Origin of the sequence: Cytobacillus eiseniae (genome assembly GCF_017874625.1) — a bacterium.
GTDB lineage: Bacteria > Bacillota > Bacilli > Bacillales > Cytobacillaceae > Cytobacillus > Cytobacillus eiseniae.
Window position 1 is genome coordinate 58,939 of sequence record NZ_JAGIKZ010000017.1, and the last position, 18,890, is coordinate 77,828.

12 protein-coding genes and 2 pseudogenes are annotated in these 18,890 nt (G+C 39.2%); 12 read left to right on the top strand and 2 right to left on the bottom strand.

The window, feature by feature from the left end; all coding sequences use genetic code 11:
- The first annotated feature begins 11 nt into the window (after positions 1-11).
- From J2Z40_RS13885 to J2Z40_RS13895, 3 genes are read left to right on the top strand one after another with little or no spacing between them, the layout of a single operon-like run.
- The gene (locus J2Z40_RS13885) at positions 12-743 is read left to right on the top strand and encodes a creatininase family protein (protein WP_066397958.1); all 732 of its coding nucleotides are present in this window, start codon (positions 12-14) and stop codon (positions 741-743) included.
- 24 nt (positions 744-767) lie between these two features.
- The gene (gene argH, locus J2Z40_RS13890) at positions 768-2,291 is read left to right on the top strand and encodes an argininosuccinate lyase (RefSeq protein WP_066397957.1); all 1,524 of its coding nucleotides are present in this window, start codon (positions 768-770) and stop codon (positions 2,289-2,291) included.
- Complete coding sequence (locus J2Z40_RS13895) at positions 2,284-3,246, top strand: N-acetylglucosamine kinase (protein WP_066397955.1); 963 nt, start codon at positions 2,284-2,286, stop codon at positions 3,244-3,246. Before argH ends, J2Z40_RS13895 begins: the two co-directional genes overlap by 8 nt.
- Positions 3,247-3,472: 226 nt before the next feature.
- Here J2Z40_RS13895 and J2Z40_RS13900 read toward each other — a convergent pair whose 3' ends face one another.
- Positions 3,473-5,203, bottom strand: coding sequence for an alpha/beta hydrolase (locus J2Z40_RS13900; protein WP_066397954.1), 1,731 nt, complete (start codon positions 5,201-5,203; stop codon positions 3,473-3,475).
- A 118-nt stretch (positions 5,204-5,321) separates the two neighbouring features.
- Positions 5,322-5,594 (bottom strand): spore coat protein, encoded by a 273-nt coding sequence (locus tag J2Z40_RS13905; protein ID WP_066397952.1) that lies wholly within the window; start codon positions 5,592-5,594, stop codon positions 5,322-5,324.
- Positions 5,595-5,901: 307 nt separating this feature from the next.
- On the opposite strand from J2Z40_RS13905, the gene J2Z40_RS13910 reads away from it, so the two are divergent.
- From J2Z40_RS13910 to J2Z40_RS20205, 9 genes and pseudogenes are all read left to right on the top strand, one after another.
- Positions 5,902-7,077: a hypothetical protein gene (locus tag J2Z40_RS13910; protein ID WP_066397950.1), complete on the top strand. Its 1,176-nt coding sequence runs from the start codon at positions 5,902-5,904 to the stop codon at positions 7,075-7,077.
- 327 nt (positions 7,078-7,404) lie between these two features.
- Positions 7,405-9,243 carry a bifunctional metallophosphatase/5'-nucleotidase gene (locus J2Z40_RS13915; protein WP_066397932.1) on the top strand — a complete coding sequence of 613 codons (1,839 nt, stop codon included), beginning with the start codon at positions 7,405-7,407 and terminating at the stop codon, positions 9,241-9,243.
- Between the two features lie 95 nt (positions 9,244-9,338).
- A complete protein-coding gene (locus J2Z40_RS13920; RefSeq protein WP_157087854.1) occupies positions 9,339-9,587 on the top strand; it encodes a hypothetical protein in 249 nt (82 codons plus the stop codon).
- A gap of 153 nt (positions 9,588-9,740) precedes the next feature.
- Positions 9,741-10,883: a glucosaminidase domain-containing protein gene (locus J2Z40_RS13925; protein ID WP_066397928.1), complete on the top strand. Its 1,143-nt coding sequence runs from the start codon at positions 9,741-9,743 to the stop codon at positions 10,881-10,883.
- 779 nt (positions 10,884-11,662) lie between these two features.
- Positions 11,663-12,325 (top strand): hypothetical protein, encoded by a 663-nt coding sequence (locus J2Z40_RS13930; protein WP_066397921.1) that lies wholly within the window; start codon positions 11,663-11,665, stop codon positions 12,323-12,325.
- Between the two features lie 17 nt (positions 12,326-12,342).
- Positions 12,343-13,554 (top strand): efflux RND transporter periplasmic adaptor subunit, encoded by a 1,212-nt coding sequence (locus tag J2Z40_RS13935; RefSeq protein ID WP_066397919.1) that lies wholly within the window; start codon positions 12,343-12,345, stop codon positions 13,552-13,554.
- Between the two features lie 129 nt (positions 13,555-13,683).
- The gene (locus J2Z40_RS13940) at positions 13,684-17,139 is read left to right on the top strand and encodes a S8 family peptidase (RefSeq protein WP_066397917.1); all 3,456 of its coding nucleotides are present in this window, start codon (positions 13,684-13,686) and stop codon (positions 17,137-17,139) included.
- A 295-nt stretch (positions 17,140-17,434) separates the two neighbouring features.
- Positions 17,435-17,683: pseudogene (locus J2Z40_RS20200) on the top strand (hypothetical protein); the annotation flags it as partial.
- 30 nt (positions 17,684-17,713) lie between these two features.
- Positions 17,714-18,265, top strand: a pseudogene (locus J2Z40_RS20205) (anthrax toxin lethal factor-related metalloendopeptidase); the annotation flags it as partial.
- Positions 18,266-18,890: the final 625 nt, after the last annotated feature.

Here is an 18,890-nt window from a genome sequence, read left to right on the forward strand (position 1 = left end):
GTTTTTTAAAATTGAAGGCTTGCGAAATTCATGGGAGAGACCTGGAGTTACTAAAGACTGCGGGATTTGCAGTTGTTCCGCTAGGCAGTTTCGAATACCATGGTCCTCATTCTCCATTAGGAACAGATATCTTTTTGGCAGATGGATTTGCAGAGAAAATTGATCCGAGCTTGGGAGGGGTTACTCTCCCAGCCATTCCTTTTACAGCATGCCCTGGGAAAACGTCTAAATATGCAGGAACGATTTCGATTAGACCGGGAATTTTTCAAGAATATCTCATTGATCTGACTCTAGGAGTGATTGAGCAGGGGATTAAAAACATTCTTCTTCTGAATGCGCATGATGGGAATATGGGGGTTTCCAGAACTGTTGCGGAATATATAACTGGCCTGCATCCAGATGTAAGTTTTCTGCTGATTAATTGGTGGCAAATGGTTGAGATTGATGCTGCTAAGGAAATCGGTTTTAAAGAGACAAGCGGGCGGGGACACGGGGGTCCGTATGAAATGTCCGCTGTAAAAGCCTTCCGTCCAGATCTCGTAACAGTAATGGAGGAGGATGAAGAATTTAGCGGTGCTCCTTCTCTGTCTCGTTTTCCTTATATTCTTGTAGAGGGGACACCAAAATCGTGGGATGGCTATACAGGACTGATTCAGCAAACATCACTTGAGGCAGGAAAGAAAATTGTCAATCGAGCAACAGTGAATATGAATGAACTGATACGAAACTGGTTAAACCAATAAATTTGAAGGAAAGGGCTGTTTACAGTGAAGGCATCGCTTAGAGAACGAATCATTGATAGAGAGGGTACACACTTTCCATCAAAAACCTATACTTCTATGGTGTTAGAGCCAGCTTATAATGAGGCAAAGCAACACTTTATCGATTCAATGGTAGATATTCATTTTGCCCACTTAATTATGCTTGTCGAAGAGGGGTTAGTGGAGAAAGAAGAAGCAAAACAGATTGCTAATGCTGTTTCCAGCTTAAATATAGAGGCGATAAAGACCGGAAACTATAATGCGCAATTTGAAGATTTATTTTTTCAGGTTGAGCATGATTTGATCGAAGATGCCGGTGATATTGCCGGGAATTTGCATATTGCGAGAAGTCGAAATGATATGGGCATTGCTATTTATCGAATGACCTTAAGAAAAAAGATTTTAGTATTGCTGGAGAAAGCACTCACGCTTCGAGAGGCACTTATTGAACTTTCTGATGAGCACAAGCATACGATTATGATTGGCTACACCCATACACAGCAAGCCCAGCCTACTACACTAGCACATTATTTTAATGCGATGACAGACATGCTAACACGGGATATTAAGCGGCTGCGGGCTGCTTATGAGACAGTGAACCGAAGCAGTATGGGTGCTGCAGCGCTAACGACTTCAGGATTTGCTGTTAACCGGGAGCGAGTAAAGGAGCTATTGGGGTTTGAAGGCATGATTGATAATGCATGGGATGCGGTTGCTGGGGCAGATTATATTGCGGAAGTGGCTACGTCTGTTCAGCTTTCAGCCTTGAATTTAGGAAGGTCCATTCAGGATTTCCTCTTATGGGGAACGCAGGAATTCGGCGCATTCATCCTTTCTGCACCTTACGTACAAATTAGTTCGATTATGCCGCAAAAAAGAAACCCTGTGTCGATTGAACATATGCGGGCACTGTTATCTAGCGTGGCCGGTGATTGTCAAACCGTTCTTCTGATGCTGCATAATACGCCATTTGGCGATATTGTTGATACAGAGGACGATATGCAGCCATATATTTGGAAGTCGATGAATACGCTAGGCGGCGTCTATGAGTTGTTATCTTCTGTTTTACTAACGATGGAAGTGGATAAGGAGAATCTCTTAAAACGTGCAAAAGAGAGCTTTGCGAATGTCACAGAACTGGCAGATACGATGGTGAGAGCGGATGGATTGTCATTCCGCCAAGCCCATCATGTAGTAAGCTCGACGGTAAGGGAGCTGATGAAAAACGGAAACAAGTCTCTAGAGGCTCTTACTCTTGATCTATTAAACATCCAATCTAATTTAATTGTCGGAAAACCATCTTCCCTAACAAAAGAAGAATTGGCTGAATGCTTAAGTCCAGAATATTTTGTTCGAATCCGATCATTGCAAGGAGGGCCAAGTCCAAGTCGATTAGAAGAAACAATTAAGGTTCGATTGGCTGAACAGGCTGATTTATCGGACTGGGTCAACCATAAGCAAGCACATTTGCATTCATCCAAAGAAAAAGTAACAGCGATTATTAAAGAATGGAATATTGTCGATGGATAAACAGTCTTTTCATCTTCTTGCTGTTGATGGAGGAGGGACAAAGACACTAGCTGTTATTACAGATAGTAAGGGTTCCATTCTCGGAGAGGGCAAAGAAGGAGCTTCAAATTATCAAGTAACTGGGAAGGAAATGGCGATAAAGGCTCTTACCGCATCGATCCAGGAAGCTTTAGCAAATGTCAATGTACCGAATGGCGGAATGATTCACTTTGAGAAAATCGTGTTTGCTCTTGCAGGAATTGATACGTTAACTGATGAGATTGAAGTAAGAGGGATAGTGGAAAAAACAATCAAACAGGTTGGGTTATCCACTGAAAAACTATTAGTTGAGAATGATTGCTTGTCCGCTTTATTAGGCGCTACACAAAATAAGGCTGGTGCGCTCTTAATTTCGGGAACAGGCTCGATTGTGTTTGCTCATGATGGTCAAGGGAATTTCTACCGAACGGGTGGATGGGGCTATCGAGTCGGAGATGAGGGCAGCGGCTATTGGATTGGAAAAGAGGCGATTCGATCCATCTTAAAAATGAACGACGGCAGGGAGAAAGAAACGATCCTATCAAAGCTGATTTTACAGGAGTTTGGATTTAAGAAAGTGGAGGATCTTTATAATTGGGTATATAGTTCAGCCTATTGTGTAGACGATGTAAGTGCGCTTACTACATTAGTGGAAGAGGCGTATAAAATGGGCGATGGCGTAAGTAAAGGAATATTAGATGAAGCGGCAGAAGAACTAACCCTCCTATTAGAAACCACTATCAAAAAAGCAGGTATTGCAAAGGAAGAATTTCAGCTTATTCTTCAAGGTGGTGTGATCCAAAACAATCACTATATTAGAGACATTGTACTAGACCGCCTAAAGGAAAAAGCGGAAAAAGTAAAAATCATTGATACCGATCAAAAGCCGATTACTTTTATCATACAGCGCGGTTTAAATCTTAAGTGGGGGCTCTAGATGTCCCCACCTTTTTTTATTGGGGGAAGCATGGCACGCTTCCTTCGCGTCACTTATCCCTATTTGAAAACATATCACTGTGCTTCCCCCGACAGAAATCCTTACGTACGAATAAAAAGAAGCAAGCGGATTTATATGCGAATTCGCTTGCTAAAATACTTGTTCTTTATATATTTTTCCTCTAAATCGAACTATTTTAGCTCATCTGCTTCCTTTTTCCACTCTATTAGTTTTCCATTCCCATCTCTCTCAATTTTGCTTTCGATGGAGTTTTGTAAATAATATGCTCCTCCATTTTTGTAATATAGTGATTGTCACCTAAGCCATATTGTCCGCCGAATTGATTATCGTATTTGTATACGCGGTAATGTTCACCTGGCTGGAGCACTCGTACAAATTCAAGCTTATCGTCTACGCGTTTCCATAGATTGATTGGTTTCACCACTTCAATTTTCCCGATTTGTCCTTTTTTCATTAATAGGCCGTCCCAGTATACGGTTGGTTCTTGTTTTGGATCTTCCGGCTCTGGTTGTACCTCAGCTGGTTGAATGCTGCCTGTTTTTACCCATTCAGCAATGTCGGATAAGAATGGCTGTGAAACATTTCCAGGTGTCATATATTCCGTCATCCAATTTGGCTCACCAGGGTAGTCGACTAATGTATGGAACATATTCGGATATAATTTATAGTCCACATTGTCCCGGTTGTTCAAAGCAGTTTTCCATGTTTCAAATTCAGAAACTGGCACTTGGAGATCCTTTGCTCCTTGTAATAGGAGGGTTGGAATGTCTTGTTTTTTTGCTAGTTCGGTTGGCACATAGTCTCGTAGATCAAACCACCAATAGGCATTTTGCATTTGAAAACTTGCTGGGATATTCTCTTTCGAATACTGTGGATCCTCCAGTATGCTGAATTGATTTTGATAAGTTGCTAGCAGCTCGTTTATGGCAATGATTTGCTCCTTTGGTGCCTTCATTTTTTCTGCTAGTTTCAATTGCTCTTCCATTTGCCATACTAAAAGCTTATGGAATTTGCCGGCAGGTCCTGCAACACCAATCACACCTTTAATATCTTTGCTCTTATCATTTTCCACAATTAATGGAAGGGCAAATGCACCTTGGCTATGTCCGAGAACGAAGATTTGATTTGGGTCGATCTCGGGAAGAGTTTTCAGCTGATCAACGGCAAGGTTGGCATCGATCACTGTTTCCTCCTGTATGGAGAATGTAGGCTCTGTGCTTGTTTTCACTGTGTGTGCTCTTGTCCGTTTGTCATAGCGCAATACAGCAATTCCTTCATTTGCAAGCCCAACAGCAATGTCACGGAAAGGCTTGAAGACGTTCATTGTTTCATCCATATCATTCGGTCCAGAACCATGGACGAGGACAACGACAGGGAATGGGCCATCTCCTTTCGGGACTGTTAAAACACCTGGCAAGGCATATTTTCCTTCACCAATGACGACTTGTTTTTCATTATAATTTTCAGGGTGATTATAGGGCGGATTAAGGAAACTTTCAGGCGCAGTGATGACATCAAAGAGAAAATCATCTATTTGTCCTTCTTTATTAAACTTTATTTCTTGTTTATAGACGCCTTGTTCAGCGGTTGCAATAAATGTAGCCTTCGTATGTACGCCATCATTTTTCACACGTTCAAAAGATGTTTCTTTCACTTCTCCATATGGAGCTGTTAGCTGCGACCAAAGTGTAGAAAGGAGCTCTTTTGGTAAAGCCGATTGAAGATCTTTGCTTAAAAGGTGATAAGCATCATCCCAATTTTTAGCTTGTACAACATTCAAAAATTCCTTTGAGCGATTTTCATAATCGATTACATTTTGTACTTCTTCGGCAGATACTTGATGTCCAGAGATAGCTAGATTGCCAGCAACGGCTGTAAGTCCGAGCGTGCTTGCAAGCATAAGTGAACGGATTGATTTGATTGTCTTTTTTGCCAATTTTATTCCTCCTCAAATACGTTGTCTCTCTACTACGTACGATTGAAAATGGAAACGGTTTCAACTTTTCTTTCAAAAAAGTTCAGCCCCTCCGAAATGAAGGGGCTGAGGCTGTTCGTTAAATGCTCCAAAATGGTCGACAATTTTGATTGTTGTTTACGTTGCTTCCGCAATTGAAATTTTCTTCAACTGTTTCATTTACTTGACGCTCAGTTACTGGAAAATAATGCTCGTTTCTAACAACTGTGCGATTCACATTAATAATTTCAGTCGGATGGATATGCTTGACCACACGTGTTCTTGTCCTTGTTTTTACAACCGTTTCAGTTGGACTTACAACAACTTCATCTCTCTGCCTCTTTTCACGGCATTTTTTACAATTACACCCCATTAATTACACCACCTTTTTAACTTGAATTACCTTTCGATATAGCTTATGAAAAAAGGGGGGGACTTGTACTAGACGATATAACTAAATCAATGATTGCCTCCACTTCAACAGAGATACTCCTTTTAAACATAAATATCCGCTTGTTTTATTCTTTATAAAGTTATATAATTAGTTAAAATGTTCTTATTAAAGAACGGAATGAGGGATATTGGACCAGTTCTTTTTAGGTCCTTAAAAGGAGTGATTGCTTACTAACGTACTAGATTAATAGGCGAATGATTTTTTTATAAAAAGGGGGAGCTTGCTCATGAAATTGAAAATTGGATTAAGTCTTATTGCTGTACTTTTGATAGCGATTGCTACGATTGGTACGGTTGCCTACTTCACTAAGAGCTTTACAAGTGATAATAATACTGTAACTGCTGCTAGCTTCGAGGTTGATACTGTAAATAAAAATGGGACAACCATTGGAAATGATGAATTTACTGTGGACGGAAAGCTCTATCCAGGTATGGAAACAATCGAAGCGTATAGCTTTATGATTAATAAAAATAATACAGAAGTACCTGTCGAATACAAAGTGAACTTAACGCCAAACGGTGATCTATTCCCAGAAGCGGGCGATTCACCAATCAAAATTTCTCTACAAAGAAACCTTGATAATGTATGGACAGAAATAGATTATTCAACAACATTCAAACCAGCTGCAGATACAGAAAGCTTCAAAATTTTTGTCGACTGGCCACATGGCGACAATGACATCGACTTCCAAGGCAAAACTGGAAATATTAAATTAGAAGTAATTGCTACACAAGTAGATGAAGAGGACGAACAGGAGCCAGAAGAGCCAGAAGAAGATCCAGATAAAGGGAGTGCATTTATCTCTTTATTCAGAGACAGCACATCTTCTTCTAACAAAATTGATTTCGTTAACATCTCAAACTTTACACTTAAAAACAAACAATCCAATAGAGAATATACAGTTGGGACAAGCCCATGGAATAATAAGAGTGCGTATGAAATGAAGGATATTCCAAAAGGCGAATATACGATTCATTTCGATGCACCGAATGGAATGTCTGTTCAATCAATCCTGCTAGGTGACACGTACAAAGAAACAGAATACAATGCTGAAACGAATCCAATTGTCATTACAAAGGATAATAAGAGCTATGCAAAAATCATCTTAAAATCATCAGTGACACTACAAACAATTAATCCGCTTGCTGACCTCAAAGTAGCTGCAAATATTACATTAGATGAATTTAAAGCAGCATTGCCAACGCATACAACAATCGTAGATTCTTCTAACCAAGAGCATCAAGTAGATTTATCATGGGATATTAGACCATTCAACTTCGAAAACTACAAAAAGCCTGGAACAGTTACACTTAAGAGCGAGTTCTTTAAATTGCCTGTAAATGTATCTAATTCAGTTCCTAGCCAAAGATTAGAAGTGGCACTGAAAGTGATTTTCGAATAAAGAGACCCCCCCTTACTAAGTGAACTGAGGGGGGTTTTTCTTGTACAAAAAAAAGAACTAGCCCTCGTAGAAGGCTAATTCAAAGTTAGGTAAGCACGCAGGAAAGGTAAACACATTAGTTTACTCATACTAGCGTACATATCTATTGTATACTAGCAATCTGAATCTAGGAAAGCAAAATTTAAGGAATTGGCTAGGATTGTGTCGAAACATGCATGAATATAGGCATTTAGTAGTAAAAGTGAACAAATTTTACAATCTATTAACACTAAGTTAGTAATTATAGGATATAATAGATTTGAATTTTCTAAAAATAGGAGGTTAGTCATGCTTAAGTTTAAAAAAGGGATTGCTGTTATTGTTTCTTCATTCGTTGTATGGTCCGGATTTGGTGGACAATTCTCTGCACATGCAGAAAGCACGACAACAAGCACTGCATCAAAGAAAATTACGATTTTGCATACAAATGATAGCCATGGCCGTGTAGAAGAAGGCGATGGAATGGGTTTTGCAAAGATTTCAGCACTTGTGAAACAATTCGAAAGCGAAAATCCGAACACGTTATTGCTGGACGCAGGTGATACTTTTCACGGAACTACTTTTGCTACAGTGAGTAAAGGCGAAAGCATTGTAGAAGTAATGAATAGTGTTGGCTATGATGGAATGGCTGCTGGGAACCATGACTTTAATTATGGTTATGAGAGATTACTAGAATTAGAAAAGCAAGCTGATTTTCCAGTTTTAAGTGCCAATGTCCGTCAAGAAGATGGAACAAACCTTTTAAAGCCATATGAAATAAAAGAAGTGGACGGCATTAAACTAGGTATCTTTGGCTTATCTACACCTGAAACACATTATAAAACACACCCGAAAAATGTTGAGGGATTAACTTTCACTGATCCTGTGAAGGAAGCACAAACGATGGTGAAGGAATTAAAATCTCATAATGTCGATATGATTATCGCTGTGACACATCTCGGAATTGATGAGTCCAGTACAGATACATCCATTAAAGTGGCAAAAGGTGCACCTGGAATTGATCTAATTGTTGATGGACATAGTCATTCTACACTTGTTGAAGGGCTGAATGGCGAGAATGATACACTGATTGTCTCAACAGGAGAATATACAAAAAACCTTGGAGTAGTTGAGTTAACTTTTGAGGATAAGAAATTAACTGGTAAAACAGCACGTTTGATTTCACATGAAGAAGCAGCTAGTGTGAAGCCAGATATAGCAGTTGAAAAGGCAATCGAAGTAATCCAAGCAGCACAAAAGGAAATTTTATCAGAAGTAATTGGTCAAACAGATGTGAAGCTTGATGGCGAGCGTGAGCAAGTACGTGTAGGCGGAACAAATCTTGGAAACTTAATTACAGATGCAATGGTAGACATGACAGGTGCGGATATGGCTGTTACAAATGGCGGCGGAATTCGTGCATCGATCGATAAAGGCGATATTACGAAGGAAGACGTGATCACTGTCCTTCCATTCGGCAACTATATTGTGACAAAGGAATTAACAGGTGCACAAATTAAAGCAGGACTTGAAAACGGTGTAGATGCTTACCCTGAATCAAAAGGGGCATTCCCGCATGTTTCTGGTTTAACTTTCGCAATTGATCCTGCTGGGGAAGCGGGTCATCGTGTACATTCGATGGAAATCAATGGAGAGCCAGTCGATATGAATAAGAAATACGTAGTCGCAACAAATGATTTCATGGCTGCTGGTGGAGATGAATATACTTCATTCAAGGACAGTCCGATTGCCAATGAATTCCCTGCTCTAGATGAAGCATTGATTGCCTATATTCAAAAGCTAGGCAATCTAGATGAACCATACGAATCCCGCATTGTCGAAAAAGCAATCGAAAAAGAAGAAACAAAACCAGTTTCAAACGTATACTGGGATGGCTTATTAATGAAAAAAGGCCAAATTGGCCGTGTCACAATTGAGGAACCAATCAACCTTTGGAAGCGTGACGCAAACAACAAGCTTACTTTCGTTCGTATTTTACATCCAGGTGAGCAATACAGAGTTTACAAACAAGACTCCCTTCACTTTGGCCAATACGGCGTAGGTGACGGACACTACATCACAAACATCCAAGGACTAGTAAAATATGAAACACCTTCTAAAAAGAAACTAGCTGAATTAAATAAGTAATTTCGGTTTTATTAAAATAGAGCAGATGGAGAAGCGCGAATCGCTTTTCTCCATCTGCTTTTTTATTTGGATGGTGAGTAGAAGCGGGGAGTGGGATGATGGACAAAATGCGGTGTGGAGAAGGTAGAAGAGTCCATCATGAAGGGGATGACGGACAAACTGGGTGCAGAAAGAAAAGAAAAGTCCGTCATGAAGATGATGATGGACAAATTAAGGTGCGAAGAAGGAAAAAGGGTTTTTCAGAAGAGTTCAATGAGACAAAAATAGGAGGGGAATGGATGGAAGAGTCTCATAGAAGATCTCAATGGGATAAAAATAGAGAATCCCCTAAAAACCCCTCATAGAAAGATCCAATAAGACAAAACAGGAGAATCCTTTCACAATAATATCCAATTAATGAGCCGCAGGGCATTAAACAAAAAGTAGGTTACTAAAATCAAGGTTTGCTAGTACAATAGAAACTATGAATATCGAAAAACGTTAGCAAGGAGAAAAAGATGAAAAAAGTTTATTTGTTGCTGTTTGTTCTATTAATGAGTGTCGTTCTAACGATTCCTGCAGAAGCTGCTAGTGAGAAAGTGGCTATTGAAGGGAATTCTGTATTAACGGCGAAGCAGATGGGGGATTTTGTTTTACTGAAGAAACCAGATCCTAAATTAACGACTGTTGATATTTATCGATTAGCAGATTTGTTTTTATCGATTGGACGAATGGAAGGCATACGCGGGGATATCGCCTTTGCACAGGCCATTCATGAAACAGGGTTTTTCCAGTATGGCAAGGATGTTTCACCTGAACAAAATAATTATTCCGGTATTGGTGCTGTTGGTGGTGGAGCACAAGGAGCCTTCTTCCAAACACCAGAAGAGGGCGTGCGTGCACAAATTCAGCATTTAAAGGCATATGCGAACAATGAACCGCTCGTTACGGAAAAAATCGATCCGCGATTTGACTATGTCAAGCCTCGAGGAATTGCACCTTACTGGACGGATTTAAATAATCGCTGGGCTGTACCTGGAAATGGCTATGGTGAAAAGGTGTTAACGATTTTTGATGAAATGAAGCAAATTAACTTAGCAATCCCGAATGTGAGCAGTGAGTGGACATCAAAGCTTCCTGCTGCATCCGTCTATTTAAAAGCAGATATGCCGCTCATTAGTCCAGATGGGAAAACTGAAAAGATATTGAAAAAAGGGTATTCCTATAAAGTGTTTGGTACATTAGGCAACAATTATAATTTGGGCGGTAATTATGTGATCGCAGCTAATAGCAGCAAGATGAGCCTTTATATTGGGCGATTGCATATTAAGAGCAAAAATATCGATTTATATAAGCCGGATGGGAAGGTCCATCGGAAAATGATCCCTGGCGAAATCGTGAAAGTATTCAGCCATGATGCAAATGCTTATTATGTCGGTGGCGGCTACTATATTAAAAAAGGCACAGATGTTTCTTTTTATAAAGGCAACATTCAGATGCTAGCCGATAGTCCGCTTGTTGATAAGGAAGGAAATATAGCTAAAACGCTGAAAAAGGGCCAAACTTTTAGAGTTTACGCCATCAACGGCAATCAGCTAGATCTTGGCGGCGGCTACTACCTAACTTACGATAAATCAAAACATACCTATACAAATAATTAATGAAAAGAGGAGATTCGTATCTTTTAAAAGATGCATGAATCTCGAAGTAAGTTCGATTGTGAAATAGAAAAATCGCATACTATTAGACTAAAAAAAATGCAGAGGTTTAGATCCTCTGCATTTTTTAGTATAATGACAATTTCTTTAACGTACGCATCTTTAGTTGATGAGGAAAATATATGAATTTTTCTAAAGAATGTCCTTCTTACCTTAAACAACTAATGAGCAAAAGTAAAATAAGCGGAATTTTTCCGGTTAAATGCAGAATGGAGCTCATTTTGAGAGAAATAAGCGGAATTTTTCCGCTTATTTCATGCAAAATCGCCAATTATGTAATATTTTGAGTCAATAGGCGGAGTTTTTCCGCTTATTTACATCTTTTTTAGTAATAATTACGAAATAAGCGGAATTTCTCCGTCTATTTCTCCGCTCAAGGTGCTCAACCTGATCCTCACCTATTCGCAACCTAAATAAGAAAAACAGCAACACTCCATCTCTTTTTCTAAATAATGATCATTCGCACTGTTTTTGATAATGCTTTTAACATATAGCTATTGCCTACTCGTTAAAGCCTACTCGTTAAAGCCTACACGATATGTGCGTAGAACGCAGTAATCCCTTGCTTGCTAAAACACTTATTTAATGAATATTCTCTATTTCTATAGCATTCGACAAACCTGTGTATAATTTCCTAATTTCATCAAACTTAGTGGTAAAAATGGGAATTAAACCAATATGTGGGTTAGAATAGAAGTAGAAATCGTTCGGAGGTACAGCTTATGGTCTATTATGTGCACCTTTTCAAAGGGATGCGAGAGCCAAGTATTTTATCCTATCAAATGGAGAAGGCGGAAGAAATAAGAGGACTTTGGAAAAGGGTTGTCATCCTTCTCTTAATTAGCATGCTTTTATCTGCTATAGCCAGTTATTACGGTGTAGGGTTGGGGTTTTTAGCGAAAGAAATAACAGGAATCCCGCAGCAGGAGCTGGAGGCGAAGAAATTAATCGCAGGGATTGGGAAGATCATTTGGGCTGCTGGCTTTGGGGCATTTGTCCTCTTTGGTTGGTCGCTTATTCTATGGGCATTAATAGATCTTCAGTATAAGAAATTAGTTGTCATTCAATTATTTGTTCTCGTTATTTTGCTACTTGAAAAGGCTATTTTGCTTCCTTTCAGTATTTCACTTGGAATTGGGTCCGAATTTTCCCCATTTGCATTAGGGGTAGTTGCCAAATACATTACATCAAATTTGATTGTCATTCATTTATTATCCCATCTTTCTATTTTTAAAATATGGGTGATTGTTTTTCAGTATATATGCATGAAGCGGATGAGCGAAAAGAACCCTAAGATTATTTTGCTCCTTATTATTTGTGTGAATCTATTCTTTTGGGTTGTATCGACACTATTATCCTATTTGAAAATTGAAAGTCTACTATAAGGCTGGAGGTGATAACCATGAGAAAACACATCAGTAAGCTGTTGCTTGGAGCTAGCTGTCTATTAATCGCTGGAAATATCTATCTCATTATGAAAACGGGATCAAAGATTGAGCGATCCGCATTTGTTGATCAATATTCGCTAGCCCAAAAACAGGATATAAAAGAAACACTTCATAAGGAAGGCGTTGTTTCTCCAGCAGATCAATCTCATTATTACTATGATGAAAAAATGGGCTCTTTTAAACAATTTTTTGTGAAAAAGGGAGATGAGGTGACGATTGGGTCGCCTTTATATGAATATATTTCTTCCGACATTGAGGCTGATCGGGCCCGAATGGAAGCCGAAATTAGAAAGATAGAAAATGAGATTATGGCTATAGAAAACCATATTTCAGAGCTGATCCGCTATAGAGACTCTTTAATATTTGAGGAGGAGGAAAAGGCGGAAGGAAGAACAATTTTACATAGTGTAGATCAAGACATATATGAAAAGGAATTACAGGCTGAAATGCTAGTAAGTGCAGCTGAGAAATATGAACAGGAATTAGAGCTGATTCATGCTAGCGAAGGGAAATTGACGGTCTTTAGTGAGTATGACGGCATTGTTAGCGATGTGGATATCGGCTTAGGAAATCCGTTAATTACGATCAATTCACATATGCCAACAATCCAAGGTGTATTTAATGAAGAGGAAAGGCTTCAAGCGGAGGTTGGCATGCTAGCCGTGATTGTCTCTGATTTAATAAAAGAGAAATGGGAAGGAACATTGCAAGCGGTCGATAGTCTGCCAGCCGACTCAACTGTGAAAAAAGAAGCGAGTGAATATCCATTTGCGATTGAGTTGGCTGAACATGCACCACAAGAATTATTACAAGGTTCCCATGTGAAGATGACACTTATAACAAAGGAGGTGAAGGATGCAATAATGGTTCCAAAGGAATCCATTGCAAGAAAGAAGAAAAAGTCCTTTGTTTGGGTCATTACAGCAAGTGGAAGATTAGACGAGCGAGAGATTCAAACAGGCATTCAATCTGGTTATCAAGTACAAATCACGTCAGGGGTTGAAGCTGGTGAATGGATTGTTAGCCATTCAAATTCTGTTCAAAAAGGCGAAGGGCCAACTATTATCACCCCACTTCATCCTGCGAAACTAGAACTCTCTTCAATGAAAGCGATGGGAAAGAGGCAAACAGCAAAATACTTAGCAAAAGGAATGCTATCACGCTAACATTTTTTTACAATGTGTCTTAGCAGTGACAGCTTGTCGAATGAAGTAAAAAGATTGGTTAGGGTAATGCTTGCTATTATTTGGTAATTATAAGTAATATGAAGTTAGTACAAAATTTAGGAGGATACTATGAAGAAATGGATTAGAAATGCTTTATCAGTTACAGTCGGAATTGGCTTGCTTTCTAGTAATCTAGCGGCAGGCACATCAGCTTTTGCAGAACCTGTAAAAAAGTCAGCAGATGTTTCAGCTATCCAAGTAAATAATCCGCAGCTTCAAAAAAGGCTGGAATTGGCGAATGAAAAATCTTTGAGTGAAGATACGATTTTGATTAAATATTCGAAATCGCTTACCCAAGCAGATCACCGTATTGCTGGAGGAACATTACTCAAAAATTTCCCATCGCTTAACTATGCCGTTGTTAAAGTGCAAAACAAGAAGAATTTTCAAAAGGTAATGAACAAATATAAGGAGTTCACTCATGTAAATTCGGTGAATCCAAGTGCGATGTATAAGCCTTTAAATATAAAGGACCCAAAAGTATCAGAACAGTATTATATTGATATGCTGAATCTGAATAAAGCGCACGAGCTGGCAGGAAAGAACAAGGTGACTGTTGCTGTCATTGACCAAGGAGTGGACATGCAGCATCCTGAGCTAAAAGGAAAATTACTGCCAAGTTATAATGCAGTGAACCCAATGAATCAAGGGACCCCTGATTTCCATGGCACACATGTAACAGGGATCATTACTGGAAATAAAAATAATGGCATTGGCGGCTTTGGAGTAAATCCAAATGCAACAATTCTTCCGATTGATGTGTTTGATCGTGGATATGGAGCATATGACTATGCGATTGCCGATGGAATTTTACATGCGGTTGAAAAGGGAGCAAAGGTCATCAATATGAGTCTTGGTGGACCAATGAAGTCACCAGTCATTGAGGAAGCCATTAAAAAGGCTTTAGAAAAAAATATTACAATCGTTGCTGCTGCAGGAAATGATGGGGCTGCCATAACGAGTTTCCCAGCGGCATACGAGGGCGTTATTAGCGTCGGCTCCATTAATAGTGAAAAGAAACTATCAGATTTCTCCTCATTTGGACCATCAGTTGATGTCGTTGCACCTGGGGATGAAGTGTATAGCACGCTCTATGATTATGAAAAGAAGTCTAGCTTCAGCAATATGAGCGGTACTTCAATGGCCTCTCCAATGGTAGCAGGTGTAGCTTCTTTGCTTTTATCTAAGCATCCAAATCTTACACCTGTGCAAGTAGAATATATTTTAGAGCATACATCGGAAGATTTGGGCGCAAAAGGGTTTGATGTTAAATATGGAAACGGTCTAGTAAACCCAGTTGCAGCGCTGCAATATGACATAAAGAAACTGCCAGACTTAACAAATAAAGATTTAACAGTTAAGGAAATTCTTGAAAAAGCAGAAGTAGTAGACTTAGCAAAAACATCTGTAATCAATGGTGTGATCACAAAGCCGTTTGAAGAAAAATGGTACCAAACAGATGTGAAGGCTGGGGAATATATTCAATTTTCTCTAGATGGAGCAGAGCAATACGATTACAAATTAATCATCAACTCTCCTGATGGCAAAGAAAAGATTGATGTCAATAAAGTGCTTGATGGGAAAACGGAAGGCAAGCTTTATAAAGTGCCGACGGCTGGCAAGCTAACATTTGCTGTTAAAGATGTAAATGGCAGCTATGATGATTCAAAAAGTCAGCAATCAAAGTTTAATCTTTCTGTGAAAAAGCATGCGGAGCTGCCACAAGATGAATCAACACTTGAAGCACCAATCGATATAGAGCTGCCATATAAATCTGAGAAGGCAAACTTAACATTGATTGGTGAGGAAGGGGACGATGACTATTACCGATTCTCCGTTGAAGAGGAACAAGTCATTCGTGTTGATCTTTCCGGTATTCCAGGTGTAGATACGAGTATTAGTGTTTACGAGAAATGGGTTCCATCTGAAATGGAAGCGGAAGAGCTGGGAATGGATTTGGAAATGCTAGCTGAGTTCCCTGAAGAACCTTCTTATTATGGAAATAATAAAGGCAAGGGTGAAGGCGAATCATTATCTTTTACAGCTAATCCGGAAACAGAATTATTAATAAAAGTATCGAATAAAGAAAGCAATTATTTCGGAATCTATGATTTCTTTATGAATATGGGAATGATGGAAGAAGAACAGAGCCCAGAATCTTCAGCTATCCCATATCAGTTAAATGTGGAAGGCAAGGTTCTGCCTCCAGATGAGGATTCACTGCCTGTATTTTATTCAGTTGAAGAAGAGTTGAGTATGCTTGAGAGACAACTAGGACTTATTTCGACAACTTCTGAAGAAGAGGAATTCGATTATGTACAAATGATCAAGGACGGAGCACAGTCCTATGAGGTCGGCGGTACAGCAACTGGATACCTTCAAACATTAGAGGACGAGGATTGGTTCAGCTTCACACCAGATGAGAACGGCATTTACGAGTTTCTTTTATCTGATAAGGATGCTTCGATTCCAATGCTAGGAATCTATCAAATAAAAGAAGAGAAGGACCAAAATGGGGAAGTATATACCTATACTGAAATGATTGGCACGAATGAATATTCATTCTGGCAATATGGGGAACTTGGATCTTCTGTCCTTACAGGATTAAAGAAGAATGAAACGTATTTTGTTAAAGTAAATACGAATTATTATAACGGCAGTATTTCATTTGATCCTTATGAGTTCACTTCTAAGATTGTAGTCAAAAATCCGCAGGACAAATATGAAGATAATGATAAGCCAGAAGATGTGAAAAACCTTGCATCAAATGTGATCGAAGGAAACTTTGCAATGCCAAATGACCAAGATGTCTTCTATTTTGAAAGCAAGCAAGATGATATTTATGGCATTACATTGGAAAGAAAGAAAGTAAGTGAAGCGTTCAAGTCTCAGTACCCGAAAGAGTTACTAAGTCCTTTCTATGGCTTCTTAGTTATTTATGAGGATACGAATAAAAACCGTAAATTGGATGATGAAGAAATGACGAACGTCCAATATATTGAAAAAGGTGTGTCTGAAGGGAAAACATATGGTTCTTTTAAAACAGTAAAAGGAAAGAACTACATCATTACAGCTTCAGCCTTTTTCGATGGCATTCATTCTTTCTCATTAATGCCATACGTACTATCACTGAACCCAGTGAATAAAAATGATGAGGACAAAGATTCCGTTGTGAAAAACAACATCCCATCTAAACCACTGAAGCTGATTACGAAGTCAGCTAAGCATTTGCAGGCAACAGGCCATTTAAATGCTGGCGTTCCTTACGGGGATGAAGATTGGTACGAATTGAAACTTGCTAAGAATACAAAAGGAACGATTGAATTAGCAACAGGCATTGAAGTAGATGGTGTGATCTCCCTTTATAAAAATGGCAAGCTAGTGACAGTCGCCGATTACTACCCAGGGGGAGATACGGAAGTTTTAAGCTTTAACTTAACAAAAGGAACATACCATATTAAAGTCCGTGATTCATTCGGTAATACAACTTTAAATCCATATACTTTAAATGTTAAAACCGAGTAGAACTTTTTAAAAAAGGCAATTGTTCAAAGCCTGTGGGTGACTCCACAGGCTTTTTGCTATTCGATCGGTGAAGCGGGTTACTCTATTTTGTATTTTTTGGCAAGAAAGTCTCTATCTTTTTCCAAGAATCAGACATACAATAAAGAGAAGTAAGAGTCCTCTGATTGGTCATGTACAACCAATCTATAATAATGACAATAAGCGAGGGGGATATAATTTGAAGAAACTAATATTTATTTTTGCTGCCTTCATCCTCTTTCTAACGATACATCCCGAAGATTCCAAAGCTGCGACCGTTTATTGGGATGGTGTCGAGCTGAAAAAAGGACAAATCGGGCGTGTTACAGTTATCAAGCCTATTAATCTATGGAAAAGAACAGAAGATGGTCTTCAATTTGTCAGAGTACTTCAGGCTGGAGAGAAATATCGAGTATACAGAATGGACGAATTGTATGGCGGGCAATATGGGGTTGGAGACAATGCCTATATTACAAAGGTAAAGGGCCATGTTATTTATGAAACGCCATCCGCATCTAAGCTACAGCTACTTAGTTGTGACCAGAAATGTTTAGTAGAAAGTCTATTGATTCTTCCAAAAGAAGAATACGACACAGCTGCTGTTGCTCAAGTAAAAGAGCGATTAGAAAAGTTACCAGAATCGATTTTACTACAGCTAGTTAATCATCAAATACATATGATTCTAGTAAATGGACCAATTACAGATACACCGGAGTTTGCTCACTTAAAGGGTGCAGCTCCAAGAGGCTGGGAGGATACGAACAAAACATGGGATGATGTGCCAGGAGTCGGCGGCGGAAAATCAGTCGTTGTCCGCATTGGCTATAGTGACAAAGGAAATGGCCATGGTTCTATTAATTTAGAACTGCATGAGCTAGCACATTCGATTGATAGTATATTAAAGAAACATATTTCCTCAACAGCTACGTTCAACTCCATTTGGAATGCAGAAAAGGATCGACTGTTTTCAAATGAGAAATATTTCATTACCTATCGTGAGGAATACTTTGCAGAGGCCTTTGCTCTTTATTATCGTGATGACCATTCCAGAGATCGATTGAAAAAACTAGCACCATCCACCTATCAATTTATTAAAAATGTAAATTGAAAAGCCTGTGGGACTTTCCATAGGCTTTTTGCTATTTTATGGGGAAGTGCTTTAGCTCTCAAATCATAGAAAAAACCGAATAAGGTGCCTCCACTAGATTGAATAGCATCCTTTAACGAAGGAAAAATTGAAGCCAATCGCTCCACCAAAAGTCCATCATCAAGCCAATGAAGGACAAAGCGAAGCCAGTAGATGTAGGAAAAGTCCATCATCAAGTGAATGAAGGACAAAATGAAGCCGGTAGATGTAGGAAAAGTCCATCATCAAGTGAATGAAGGACAAATCGAAGCCGATCGCTCTAGGAAAAGTCCATCATCAAGTAAATGAAGGACAAACCGAAGCCGATCTCTCTAGAAAAAGTCCATCATCAAGCGAATGAAGGACAAAATGAAGCCGATCTCTCTAGAAAAAGTCCATCATCAAGCGAATGAAGGACAAACCGAAGCCGATCTCTCTAGAAAAAGTCCATCATCGAGCCAATGAAGGACAAACCGAAGCCGATCTCTCTAGAAAAAGTCCATCATCAAGCGAATGAAGGACAAACCGAAGCCGATCTCTCTAGAAAAAGTCCATCATCAAGCGAATGAAGGACAAAATGAAGCCGATCTCTCTAGAAAAAGTCCAT

Bases quoted from the DNA above. Each gene is read 5' to 3' on its own strand.
- J2Z40_RS13895 (WP_066397955.1), top strand. From the start codon at position 2,284: ATGGATAAACAGTCTTTTCATCTTCTTGCTGTTGATGGAGGAGGGACA.
- J2Z40_RS13905 (WP_066397952.1), bottom strand. From the start codon at position 5,594: ATGGGGTGTAATTGTAAAAAATGCCGTGAAAAGAGGCAGAGAGATGAA.
- J2Z40_RS13910 (WP_066397950.1), top strand. From the start codon at position 5,902: ATGAAATTGAAAATTGGATTAAGTCTTATTGCTGTACTTTTGATAGCG.
- J2Z40_RS13915 (WP_066397932.1), top strand. From the start codon at position 7,405: ATGCTTAAGTTTAAAAAAGGGATTGCTGTTATTGTTTCTTCATTCGTT.
- J2Z40_RS13920 (WP_157087854.1), top strand. From the start codon at position 9,339: ATGATGGACAAAATGCGGTGTGGAGAAGGTAGAAGAGTCCATCATGAA.
- J2Z40_RS13925 (WP_066397928.1), top strand. From the start codon at position 9,741: ATGAAAAAAGTTTATTTGTTGCTGTTTGTTCTATTAATGAGTGTCGTT.
- J2Z40_RS13930 (WP_066397921.1), top strand. From the start codon at position 11,663: ATGGTCTATTATGTGCACCTTTTCAAAGGGATGCGAGAGCCAAGTATT.
- J2Z40_RS13935 (WP_066397919.1), top strand. From the start codon at position 12,343: ATGAGAAAACACATCAGTAAGCTGTTGCTTGGAGCTAGCTGTCTATTA.
- J2Z40_RS13940 (WP_066397917.1), top strand. From the start codon at position 13,684: ATGAAGAAATGGATTAGAAATGCTTTATCAGTTACAGTCGGAATTGGC.